The sequence below is a fragment of the Leclercia sp. W17 genome (assembly GCF_003336325.1).
Classification (GTDB): Bacteria; Pseudomonadota; Gammaproteobacteria; order Enterobacterales; family Enterobacteriaceae; genus Enterobacter.
Genome location: NZ_CP031102.1, coordinates 133948 through 146071, shown reverse-complemented (window position 1 = coordinate 146071; position 12124 = coordinate 133948). Strand labels below are relative to the sequence as shown.

Here is a 12124-nt window from a genome sequence, read left to right as displayed (position 1 = left end):
GGAGTGTAAATTGGGGAGCAACCTGAATAAAAACTAATAACAAGCCTGCACACATTACACGTAGCCATGCCGCGTACTCCATGCTCAGCGGACGCTTGAAATAGAATCTTTCGAGCAAATCAACTGTCTTATTACTGATCCACGCCGCCGCCACTGAGAGTAACAACACGATGCACACCATAATGCCCAGTTCCATTTTCACTCCCTTCTCTTTTAGTCTGTTTAAGTTGAGGCTTAGCCACAGTAGTTTTGTTTTTTGCTTTTTTCTTAGGTTTGGTATGGTGAAACAGAAAACAATCCACCATTACCCAACCATTTTTATATCGAGCCACCAGCATCTTCTGGCTGGGGTAATGAGCATGAAACAGCATTTTCACGTCCATGGTGCCCATCAACGACTGTTTGCGCTTTAGCTCATCCTCAGCCATCTGAAATTCTTGTAAGAATTCTGAAGACAGACGCTGACGCAGAATTCTTATGGCACTGGAGTTTTCATCATTCTTTGCCAGGTGCCCGAAGCGTACAAGTGCCTTGTGGGTTATCTGGATGGGTCCCAGATGAGAGCTGAGCTGTTCGTACTGCCAGAAGTAGGTCAAATCCACCTTAACCCAGCTGATGCTGTCCAGCAGAGCCTCGTTCATGATGGTTCCGGACATAGGTACCATTGTCAGCCTGGCCAGACGCATATGTATGTAGTCCGTAAGCAACCTCAGCGACTCAGGAACGTTTTTATTGAGTAGGAGATGCTGAAGCACCGGGGTTGCGGTCTGCCAACACAGATTGCGCCCGTCAGGCAGGAAAGCAAACTTTTGATCGTCAGGCGCAGAGTTCGAAGCGTTTTCCTTACGAAGCAAAAAATAATGGCCGCACAGCAGCTCTGCTCTTACCTGGTCCTCGTCAGGGTCATGTCGGGCTTTACTTAGATCAACGGTTAGCACAACGCGGTTAATCGCATCAGCGTGATATTTTTTTACCCAGACGCAGACACGATAGAGACGCTCATCGATTTTCTGGCTGGCTGTGGAAATCCATTGCATTGTTGTTCCTTAATTTTCGGGGCTGACAATGAAAATGCCCAGCTCAGCCCCCGGCACGAGTTCTGTATATTTCAGGCTCAGCTTCCGTTGGTTGGACGGACCCTGGCTGTTTTCAGGAGCCCAGTCAGAGAGCGTTTTTAATTGAGGTATGTTGCCTGCTGCGAAAATGGGCAAGGATGCTTTTACTACTGAATAATCAGTCTCAGCATATTTATTCCCGTTTCGTTCCTGCCCTTCAGGCCTAAATGCAAAAATGTGAGCAATCGGAACAGGGAAAGAGTTAGTTCGACAAAGGCGATAAGATTCGCCCTGCTTCAGTGGGTGAAATTCAAGACGGTGTAAAGCCTTATCGATATTAGACACGACATTCAAATTGGTAGTTGCTACATTTTTTACTTCTGAGGCTCTCCTGCGCTCCAACAAACTCACAAGTTGCTCTGCTGTTTTAACTTCCTGGTTTCGGTTTAGCCGCCATGAAAAAGTAACTTTTTTAAGCTGGGACTTGATGAAAAGGATATTTCTTGTTGAGTGCATAGCGACAAGGCCCGGGAGCTTCTTGTGCACTTTATCAAAACGGACATTCTTTTTATTATCGATACGCCTCATTGCCGCAGCAAAATCATTTTTTGCTTCGTTTATAGAAGTGATCAAGCTTTCGAGAAGATCTGCTCTTTCGGGGACAATGATTAGACCCGGGTATTTAGTGGTTACTTTGGTGGAATCATGACTTAATGACTCTATGTCATCCACACAGATGTCAGTAAGTGCCTGAATAATTTCCTCAACCGAAGCATCGTCTTTAATACTAACCCTGATGGGTTTAACCTGCTTCAAGCGCTCTTCTGTTCTAGATACGGTGGAGACAGTCATCAGGTTTGCCATCATCGGGGGGGTGTTCGAAAGAAAACACTTGAGCGAGTCGATGCGTTCCAGAATCTGGTCACGAAAATAGGGCAAATCGTCATAACTCATACGTTTCTCCAGGCTCATGTTATTTCCAATCAATTTTGCTGCCCAGGCTGACCTTGCAGAACATAAATGTCATGTAAACCTCTAAAGAAGTCATTTTGAAACAGCTTTCACAGCATGCGATTTATGTTCGATAGGGCTCATGAACAAAGGATGATAATGGAGACGCCATGGATAGTGGATAGTCTTACCCACCTGGGTGATCCGATTGAGGCGAAAACGACCATTTATACAGTCAACTGACCAAAGCCCGGGAGAAACTAACCTCTTCCAGCGGTAAAAAGAGAAACCTGCAACACAGAGGTCATGCTCCAGGAAATGTTGAGTTTCGACGACGCGAACTTTTATCAAAAACCCCAGCATTGGCGAAAACCAGATCAACAACCATGTTGGCGGCAGGATGACTTTGTTCAGGAGATGATCTGTCATAAGCAAGGCAGATAACATCAGAAAACTGATAGTCAACCACAGGGCCATCCAACCGGCCCATACGCGGCTCTGACAGGGTTTCCATTCGAGAAGAAAAAGTTTTTTATGCATTCTGCCCCGCCTAATTTTAATGTATTGCCGAAGTATGCTGCATCATGATGGTGGTGCGGGGAAAGATTTCAAACTTCCACAATTCTGAAGCCGTGTTCCAACCATGAAAGATCCCGTCTCCACAGCGAGTGTTAAAAGCAAGAATTTCATCCCTGACCTGGTAAGCGAGCACTTCTGGCATATCAATAAACTCAGGTAAGGAAAGAAGAATTCCATGGATAACTTCTCCGGTTAACTTACTCATAACCTCTTCCTCAGACAGGGCAGCGTCCGGGAACAAACACAACGGAAGTGAAAAACAACATAGGTCAAGACCAATAGCAGCCCTTCCTGCGTCGTAGCCTTCTTCATTAACGACAAAACGAAAGAATTTTTCTGTCTCACCCCGTAATGATGACGGTCCTTCAGACGGAACTTCAATACCACTGAAGACTTTATCGGTCCAGTTGGTAAAAGGACTGGTGAAAACCCAACAAATTAAGGATAACGCCAGCTCTTCCTTAAACATACGTTCAGTGCCGGTAGTTCTGGAAAGTTGCTTTTGAGTACTCATGTTTTACCTGTTGCATGAAATTATTGATGTTATATAAACACAACCGGCATTTTATCTAATAGGTTTGAAAACACTAAAAATCGCAAATGCTGGTACCTTTCTGTTTTAAGAGATTTTCAAGGTAAAGTGAGGCTAGATCAATTGGCTGGTTCTCTTCAAGACAGGCTCGCACAAGATCTTCAATAGAGACCGAATCAACCCCCCTTCCCTGTAAAATTTCTTTAGCAGATGCCAGCGTTTTATGAACGCTTCGACTTAGTTGTAATCTGACTTGTGTGCGGGTATCAAAAAGACAATCTTCTGTGACACTTTGTGAAACGGTTCTACTCATTGAAAAATCACTCCATTTCTGGGATCGAATGAAAATTAACAGCTATAGATGTATCAGGTTTCCCATTTTCTACGATACTCAACCACGTACGCGCTGAGATTTGTTGTTCACAGACGAGTATGTAACCTGTTCCCTGTTGATGATGTAGCTCAAGAGCTTTTAGGATAGGCTCTGAATGAGGTCCGAGAGCATCACGCGTGTGAATAAGCGTTTGCTCTGGCAATACGTTGCTAAGCATAGACAGCAGAACATTACGCTCATCCTCATTATCCGACAAAACAAGAATTATACGAAAACCCGTTTTTATACGAAATCTGATTTCTGAAACTAACTTTCTTAATCTTAATTTATATATGACCAGGCGGAATCGAGTCATCAGTAAAGAGACCACTGTGAAGATAACGATTACTGCGCCATATTTTGACCTGTAGAACCACCAGTTAAGGCCTCCAGCAACTATCAGGATTAACATTAAAATTAAACTCCCATAGAAAAAAAGTGCTGGGTAGCGAGTTGTCTTTCCTTCAATTAGTGCTGAGGCAAATATCAAAATGGATATTCCGTAAATTACCCAGTCAAAAATACTTTCTCCAATCATTCTTTAGTGAACATCCTTAAAAGTGGAAATGTAGGTTTATGGGTTTATGCATTTTCCTGATGGCCTTGACAACCAAGGATTTCACAGAAATTGTCACAGTGTGAAGCTGTAACAAAGCGCTCTCCACGTTCGAATCGCTCAACCAAATCCTTTCTTACTTCACTTCCAGGTTTCTGGAAGATGTACTCAAGCTGGAGATCCTCGGCCGTTGAAAGTAGTCGTTCTATGCTGAAATCAACATGGTAAAAGCAAAACTGATTATCAACCGGGGGAAAGTTGCTTTTGGTACTGTTCTCGTTTTTGGATTTTAGTTCATTCATGAGCTCTCCTTGGTTGAGAACAGTATACAAATCTCTTTAGGGATTTTTTTTCGTTAATAGCACTTTTTTGAGTTTAAAGAGTATGTTCATACCAGAGCATTAGAGGCTACGAAAAGGATAATGGAATTAGAAAGATAGATTTTAAGTGGTGATGTAAGGTGGGATAGGTAGAAGAGGAGTAGACGCTTGTAAGCGAGGCAAAAAAAAGGCACGGAAACCGTGCCATAAGAGTATGTGAGAAAAAATCAAAATCAGGGAAAGAATCAAGCAGCTTGTGAAACTGAATCTCCAACTGCAAGATTTAAATTTCTTAGGTTATCGAAAACTTCAGATACTAAGTCATTACGGTCGTGGATTTTAATCCGCCCACCGGTTAACTCTGAAACATAAACGGTATGGCAGAGGTCAGTAACCACTTCGCCGTATTCATCAACGACTTCCAAAGATGCAATCATCGGAATATAAGAAGCCGCAGCATAGCTCTCATAAATACTTATTATGGAGTCATTGTTGCGTCGAGAAATTACCCTACCAGAAGGTAAAGCCTCATCTTCCATATAGCAATCAGATAGGTCCTCACAGAAGTCATTTTCTTTAAGTGAAATATTAAGGGTCAATTCACTGTTGATAGAGCGTGAATAAGAATATTCACTCAGTTTATAGCAAGCCAAACTTATATCACTAAAAGTTTCATAAGCTTTATAGAGGCTCGATGTTATAGACTCAGATACAAATGTTATTAGTCCAATAAAATGAGTATCCCAGAACTGTTGCAAAGCAAAACGGGCAATCATAACCTGACCATCAACCTGCATCAGTCTGTTATATTCATCCCGGTCATAACCTTTCGACTGAGAAACATCATTAGACATGCTAAGAACTTCACTACAAACATCATCATATTCAAAACGGCTAGTTGCAAAGTGTTTTCCTGAAATCTCAAGGTACTGACCAGAGACTGCGTCAAACACCTCAAGAAAGTAACAGAGTCGAGATTTTAAAGATTCTCTGTTTAAAGCTTCTATTTCATTCTCAGAGATACTATCGACATATAAATCAACAGCATTCTTGAGTTCAATAGCTTTGATATTACAGGTAAAAGAAAGCTCGTCACTTTGACAATGGCAAACACTTAATACTATATCCGCCTCATCAAAATCTATGCCAAGATAGCTCAGAACTGCTCGGACATAGTTTTTATCATCAGATGAATGTGTCATATACACTACCTCAAATTTGAGAGGAAGTGCCCCAGAAGGGAAGCGACTTCCCCACTGGGTTAGATAAAAGTTTGGTTAAGCTAAAAGAAGATGCCAGCGACAGATTTTACATTGTCATAGACAAGTGTCTTCAGCCAACCAAAGTTACTTTTTTGGACTGAAGCAAAAGGATCATTGAGACGCGTTACGAAAATCGTCAAAAGCTTCAGTTATTAGTAATGTGCGATCAGTTACTCTGTATCGGTCATTACTTTCGAGAGATACGTAAGTTGAATGCGAAGAATCACAGACAACACGCCCTCTTTTATTGATCAATCTTACTTCCATCATCACCGGCACATTGATAATTGAAGCAACATCGGTATAGAGGGATATGAGGGCATCATTGTCACAATATAACGCCCCGTTCCCATCAAATGTATCGTTAAACTTAATATATATATCTGGCATATTTGCCGGATAATCATCAGTATTGAAATCAATGCATAACTTTAAGTCATCATTAATACGGCGATTAATCTTATGCTGCCCAACACGTACAAAGCCATGTTCAACAGCTTTGATAATCCTTAAAGTTTCATTAAGACAATCTGTAATTCTTTTCTCGACAAATGAGATAAAGTCACCAAAGTCGGAATGAAAAAACTGTTTAAGTGCAAATTTCGCAACTAACACTTTCCCATCCACCTTCATTTTATCGAGATAAAGATTTCTTATAGCATCAGTAGAAGAATTAGCTTTAGATAACTCTTCACAGTCATTAATAATCATTGAAACAATATCAATAACTTTAACTGGGCTTAAAGTATTACTATATCCGCGAATATCAAACGTAAAAAATCCGAAATTCTTAAATACTCCAAGAAAATAAATTATTTTTTGTTTCAAAAGAATAGAATCGGAGTAAGATGCGTTGTGCTTTATTAGTTCAGATATGTAGAGATCCAACATACAATTTAAATTATCGATATCTACATCGTAATCAAAGGTTACTTTGTCGAACGAAGTATCAGATAATTGAACGGTTATATCGTCAGCGGGAACATTAAGGCCTAAATTTTGATAAAGAAAGGCACTAACAAATTCCACGTGGTCAGATTCTTTAAACATTTACACTACCTCATGACTAAAAAGGAAGTGCTTCCCACCGGGAAGCAAGTTCCCGGATGGGTTAGATTAATTATAAAAGAGTTCTTCAGAAGGTACATGCATTTCTGGTTTGAACTGTTTTAAGGAGTTGTTTATAGCTTTTCGATATAACCCTGAAGAGTGTGGCTTAAACATTTGATATTCCGTAACGAGCAGAGGAGACGTAAAGCATCCTAAGTTCACTAGTGAAATATTTGATGTTTCTTCACAAACATCTAATTCAGCGTATATCCGCCTCTTCATTACCCTGCCTGCTAAATAGCGACGAACATGATTTATAAACTTGTCCGCATCTGATATAGAATTAACTATATAATCAGATGTGACTATCTGATTAGATACAGTTTCAGGTATAGCTTCGGCTATTATTTTTACGTTCATTTCATAATCAACACTATGGAAGCAAGCAAGAATTTGTGGCTTCGCGCTTTCTAAAATCTTTTCAAGAACAGAAAAAATCAGAGAGAACTCGTTTAAAATTCGCTTTTGTATAAGTCCATGTAGATGTTTTATGAAAGGAGAACCGTGTTCAACAAGGCCTAGTATAAGATCCTTAGAGGCCAAATCTGAGCGGTAATAAACGTATTCTAGATTATCCCGGTTAAATCCTTTGATAAGCAAATCAGGCTGCTCTGAGACCAGTCGTAAATGAGTTGAAGCTATAGAAACTTCAAAACGAAAGTTCGCGAGATTTACAGGGCCTGCTTTTAATGTAGCCGCTTCGGAAAAATAAATGAAAAGAGGATGCAAATCATCGTTACCACAGTAAAGATGGTCTGCGCCCTTAAGATATTTCACCAAATGAGGTAGAAAAGATATTACTGGAATATCAGCCACAAATCGAATATGCCGAAATGGTTTTGAATCCAAATATATATTTTCCACTACAGCGCCAACAAAACCCATTTTAACAAGAATAGATTCAACTAACTTTTGTATCGCATTCATTTAAATACCCTCTTAATAGAGGGATTTCTCCCAAAGGGAGAAATCCCTATGGGAGAAAATAATTTTAATTAATAATTGTAGCGAAGCGCATGTTCTTTTTCACTAAGATGGTTTTCATATTCCGACTTACCAGAACTTAAACACTCTTTGAAAAAGACCTTTGAAAAATTCTTCAAGTCACTTCGGTTGTTAATTTCTTTGTCAGACATCAACTTAGCTGAGTGTGAGGTATCCACAGGCCCCAACCACCATTCATATTTAATATAAACACAATTGGTTTTTGTATGTCCATTTAGAAATCGTTTTGCATTTCTAAGTATTTTTCTACAACCGTTAAGGTCTGAAAGTAAGATATCTGGAGCAATGAGCTCTTCCAGAATATGACCAGGTAAGCCTTTCCTAAAAAGCTCAACATCGTAACTACAATACCAGTCACGATAATTAAAAGCTTTAATAAGTCTTTCAGGTGTATCCAAAGATATCTTATTCAGGATTTTTAATGCAAAGCATACAGCATCTTTTAACAACTCGTGCACCTCAACATTGATAAATGAGAAAAACGAGCTTAATTCTTTCTCTAAGGAATTATACAACTTACCGTAAATATCCTGAGAAAAAAGATACTGCAATCTTTCTTTATTATAAGTGCAATTCGAAATTGAATAGACTTCTCCTCTTTCGATTTTGCACCCTTCCCTTAAAACTATAGGAAACCTCAAATGGTTAACAATGAAAGAATGATTCTTTCTTTGCTTCAAAGCATCTAATTGAAATTTCGTAATTTCCTCCAGATTTGCATCTTCAAAACCTGGAAAGGGAATATCACAGAAACAAGAACTATATGCTTTTGCTGATTCATACATAAACTCCAGTGAAACATCAGCATCAAAAGACATACCAGAGAACATGCCCTGCCCATTGTCTAAAAATGTAATGTTTTTAACCTGTATTTTTTTATGTTGAACAACCAAAAAGGCATTAATGATTTTTTCGATAATTTTCATGTGATCCTCTCTCAATAAAAAAGGGATCACTCCCATATGGGGTGTGATCCCCACATGGGTATAATTTAATTAAAAATCTGTAAGACCTAAATCTTTATTTCTACCACAAACTGTAGAAGATATAAGACGTTTTACTCGCTTTCGAGCACTTCGGCCTGACGTATCTTTCAAGTACATCGGTAATGACAATGATGAGATTTGATTACTTCGCTTATGATGGCAGACTATATAGCCCTGCCTCCACCCCGAACGCACAAACTCACGGATGCGGTTAATATATGCCGAAGCTTGAGATTTTGTACTTATCGATTCAGAACACTTTAAGTTCTGTTCGATAGAGTAAAGCTCAGCCGCCATTAATTTCACCTCATACAGGTCATCCCCATAACTTATAGTTTTCAACAGCTCTTCCTTTTCCCGAATGAAAAATACTTGCTGCATTCCAAGGATCAGGTCATAGGCCTCTCGAAAGAGGTCGATAAGCTTATTACGAACATAAATCATAAACTCCTCAAAGTGCTGAAGCCAGAAATAAGCCGCATTACTTATTTGTGAATTGTGAGAACAAACAAGCCCTTTAGCAAGCTCGACCTCTTCCTCCCGAAAAGTAAAGTTACTTTTCTTAAACCGACTTTGTTCAAAAATGCTTTGATGCATTTCTATCCATACAGAAACAAAACCGAGGGATTCAAATTCTTCGTTTAACAAATGTAAACTTTCGAAGATTTTCTGAATTTCGATCCCGATGTCATATGACAGTGGACATTCTTTTATAGAATAAACATAACCGGGTAGGAAGTGAGATAAATGCTCAGTTCGCAAATATAAACTGAATTTAAGTTCTGTCAGTGGTTGTTTCAAAGATAATTTAGATGATTCGCTTATATTTACTGGTTCAACACCATTTCTAATCAAAATAGCTTTTACCAGGTCCGTAGCTAACTTCATACAGCCTCCAGTCGTTATTGAGGCCTCCCTGATGCAGGTTGGCCATCAGGGAAAATATGTAAATCAATTAGCAACCAATCAGACCGTTGCCATTACATTGTCAATGTATCTGACAAGGGATGGGCGGTCGTCCTGTAAGGCAAAACGGCGAAGGTCATCAAGATTATACGCAGGAAGATAATCAGCGTAACCTCGAATACGAAGGTCCTCAACCACAACTTTTATATACTCAAATCGTCCAAGATTTCCTTTTAATGGGGGTTTTCCTGGACTAGACAGCATATCGTCTGCTTGCTCCCATGTGATTTCTTTAGCTTCACCACTATGTAGATCAAGATGGACATATATGAATGACTTATAATCTCCACGGCAACGAAGATAATATTTCGGATAGAAATATTTGTCACAACGCAACAAACACGTTCCTGAAGGACGAACTACGTACAACAGGTTTCTGTCATTTTCTAATATGCCATGTTTCAAAATCGTTATATCTATCTCATTATCATGCAGCAAATAGCATGACGATGGTTCATTGACGATGCGCGATTTTATAACAGCAGCAAATTTATTAAAAACTTCGTTAGTTTGAAAATTCATTAAAATGCTCTCCGATGTAAAACGACGAGCATCACCATAACGGTAATACTCCCGTTATGGGTTTTAATAGTTTATGGAATAACCATGTCATACAACCGACCATAGCCAGTAGTACCGCACATTTATTTAACTGAGCAAGCATCTCAGCCGTGAAAAGACCTTAAAGGCAGGTAATTATCACGAAGGAAAGCGGTTATCTTATCAATACAATTTAAAAAATAATATTGATAAGATAACCCCCCCCGCAAAATGCGGGGGAGTTATCGTTGTTACAGCTGATTAAGACATTCAGGAGCCCAGTGAATCGGGAATCCATCCTGCCCTGTTAACTGGAGAACATCGTTCCAGTCGATACCCTTTTTCCCATCAGGAATATCTTGTGCTGGTTCGAAGACTTCAATTGTCAGCTTTGATGCGGGATATCGTTTAGCCAAAAACTCAACCATGCGGCTTTGAAGTCGCTGAGCAGCTTCGATACCGGCACGAGTGCCTTGTGAGTTAGCAATATCCTTATCCGCCCAGATATAAAAGTTTATATATTTTACATCCGGCGGAGGCAGTAAAAAATCAGGAACAGTAACGTTTTCAAGGCACCATGCGGAGCTGGCTGCCCAGCATGGTGTTGAAGTCGCTTCTACAACAGAAAGCGCATTCTCGATCCCTTCAGCCACTCCCAGTGTCCAGGTCGAACTACCTGAATCATAGTGAGGGTCAAACAACTGAATTGAGCCACCTGTCATATCGGCAGGAGGCTTCATCATCAGCTTTGGATTTTCTACAGGTGCCTTATCACCGTTTTTGTCTACGTATGTTCTATGGATAGTCAGAGGCCGACCTCGGGTGTCACGATAGATTGCAATCATTCCCGGATAGATAATCGATTTCTGCTTATCTTTATCCCAATAGTAGATCCGGTTATTAAAGCCTAAATCCTTTGGTAAGTGACTCAGTAAGCGGGAGATCCCACGATTACGGAGGTACAAAGCAACAGGAGTATTAGGCTTTATTTCACCGGTATAGTGATACATCACATCAAGTTTTCGCATTCGCTTTGCCACTTCCTCTCGGTCAAGAGTTTCTGTGGCACGAACTGCTGATTTATAGCGTCGTTCATTTTCAATGTCGGCGTCAGTTAACGGAGCATGCAGATCCATCCCGAAAAAATCTGAGAGAATCTTTTTGCAAGTCTGCGTTTTACTTAATTCATAATATTTCGCCAGAACATCAATTCCGTCGCAAAACTCATTTACCGGAAAGTCATTATGGATCGCACATCCGGTATAAAGGTCTTTTTGCCGGAAACGAAACTTCGATTTCCCTGCGCCAGTAAACGGGCAAGGAACCTGGCTCGGGGCTTTTGCACAAGCGTCTTTGAAAGCAGGTATTCTTTCGAATATATACTTCCAGCCAGACACTTCAGCAATTCGAGCATGAACGAGTTTAATAAAGTGTTCAGATACTTCCTGTGGTTTACGACGAAGAGCCGGGGATGCATAAGTCATGATGATCTCTCTTATCTGGCATTGTGAGTTTCTCAATGCCTTCTGCGGTGCAGAAGACAGGGAGAAACCCACAACGCAGAATTTAAGAAAGAGGGCCCGGGGGCCCTCAACATTTATGCTTCAGTCGTGAAGCCATTATTCTCAAGACGCTGTATGTAGTTATCTACAAGTAACGCAGCCTGCTGGCTATTACCCTCCGCTATAGTGACTTCGCGGAAGATTCTTTCCTGAGGGCTATCATTGCTTATAACTTCACCAACACGTCCGAAAATACGGACTTTATGCATCGCACCGACTTTTTCATGTTCTACACGGTAAGTTTTTATCTGAGTCATATTTTGCTCCTTATTCCTTCATGGAGCAAAAAGACCCACCGGGGCCTTTTTGCCCCGATTGGGTAGAGTT

The 12124-nt window shown here is 40.3% G+C and carries 15 protein-coding genes; all 15 read right to left on the bottom strand.

Going from position 1 to position 12124, the window contains the following annotated elements:
• Positions 1-131: 131 nt before the first annotated feature.
• The 15 genes from DVA44_RS24520 to DVA44_RS24450 all read right to left on the bottom strand — a co-directional run bounded on the left by DVA44_RS24520 (position 132) and on the right by DVA44_RS24450 (position 12054).
• The gene (locus tag DVA44_RS24520) at positions 132-1037 is read right to left on the bottom strand and encodes a hypothetical protein (protein ID WP_001198595.1); all 906 of its coding nucleotides are present in this window, start codon (positions 1035-1037) and stop codon (positions 132-134) included.
• 9 nt (positions 1038-1046) lie between these two features.
• Positions 1047-2009 carry a DNA replication terminus site-binding protein gene (locus tag DVA44_RS24515; protein ID WP_000119428.1) on the bottom strand — a complete coding sequence of 321 codons (963 nt, stop codon included), beginning with the start codon at positions 2007-2009 and terminating at the stop codon, positions 1047-1049.
• Positions 2010-2099: 90 nt separating this feature from the next.
• Positions 2100-2546 (bottom strand): hypothetical protein, encoded by a 447-nt coding sequence (locus DVA44_RS24510; RefSeq protein WP_000549069.1) that lies wholly within the window; start codon positions 2544-2546, stop codon positions 2100-2102.
• Between the two features lie 16 nt (positions 2547-2562).
• Positions 2563-3099 (bottom strand): hypothetical protein, encoded by a 537-nt coding sequence (locus DVA44_RS24505; RefSeq protein WP_000107167.1) that lies wholly within the window; start codon positions 3097-3099, stop codon positions 2563-2565.
• A gap of 73 nt (positions 3100-3172) precedes the next feature.
• Complete coding sequence (locus DVA44_RS24500) at positions 3173-3430, bottom strand: hypothetical protein (protein ID WP_001371933.1); 258 nt, start codon at positions 3428-3430, stop codon at positions 3173-3175.
• A 7-nt stretch (positions 3431-3437) separates the two neighbouring features.
• Complete coding sequence (locus DVA44_RS24495; RefSeq protein WP_000578891.1) at positions 3438-4028, bottom strand: hypothetical protein; 591 nt, start codon at positions 4026-4028, stop codon at positions 3438-3440.
• 44 nt (positions 4029-4072) lie between these two features.
• On the bottom strand, positions 4073-4348 hold the full coding sequence (locus DVA44_RS24490) for a hypothetical protein (protein WP_001004201.1): 276 nt from the start codon (positions 4346-4348) through the stop codon (positions 4073-4075).
• 263 nt (positions 4349-4611) lie between these two features.
• Entirely contained in the window at positions 4612-5568 is a 957-nt protein-coding gene (locus tag DVA44_RS24485; RefSeq protein WP_000149830.1) for a hypothetical protein, read from the bottom strand.
• Between the two features lie 171 nt (positions 5569-5739).
• Complete coding sequence (locus DVA44_RS24480) at positions 5740-6678, bottom strand: hypothetical protein (protein WP_000472041.1); 939 nt, start codon at positions 6676-6678, stop codon at positions 5740-5742.
• A 66-nt stretch (positions 6679-6744) separates the two neighbouring features.
• Entirely contained in the window at positions 6745-7665 is a 921-nt protein-coding gene (locus DVA44_RS24475) for a hypothetical protein (RefSeq protein WP_000991697.1), read from the bottom strand.
• A gap of 68 nt (positions 7666-7733) precedes the next feature.
• The gene (locus DVA44_RS24470; RefSeq protein WP_000691119.1) at positions 7734-8669 is read right to left on the bottom strand and encodes a hypothetical protein; all 936 of its coding nucleotides are present in this window, start codon (positions 8667-8669) and stop codon (positions 7734-7736) included.
• A 69-nt stretch (positions 8670-8738) separates the two neighbouring features.
• On the bottom strand, positions 8739-9617 hold the full coding sequence (locus DVA44_RS24465) for a hypothetical protein (RefSeq protein WP_000762003.1): 879 nt from the start codon (positions 9615-9617) through the stop codon (positions 8739-8741).
• A 78-nt stretch (positions 9618-9695) separates the two neighbouring features.
• Positions 9696-10217, bottom strand: coding sequence for a hypothetical protein (locus DVA44_RS24460; protein WP_001011130.1), 522 nt, complete (start codon positions 10215-10217; stop codon positions 9696-9698).
• A 269-nt stretch (positions 10218-10486) separates the two neighbouring features.
• Positions 10487-11719 (bottom strand): toprim domain-containing protein, encoded by a 1233-nt coding sequence (locus DVA44_RS24455; RefSeq protein ID WP_000220379.1) that lies wholly within the window; start codon positions 11717-11719, stop codon positions 10487-10489.
• A gap of 113 nt (positions 11720-11832) precedes the next feature.
• On the bottom strand, positions 11833-12054 hold the full coding sequence (locus tag DVA44_RS24450) for a hypothetical protein (protein ID WP_000192120.1): 222 nt from the start codon (positions 12052-12054) through the stop codon (positions 11833-11835).
• Positions 12055-12124: the final 70 nt, after the last annotated feature.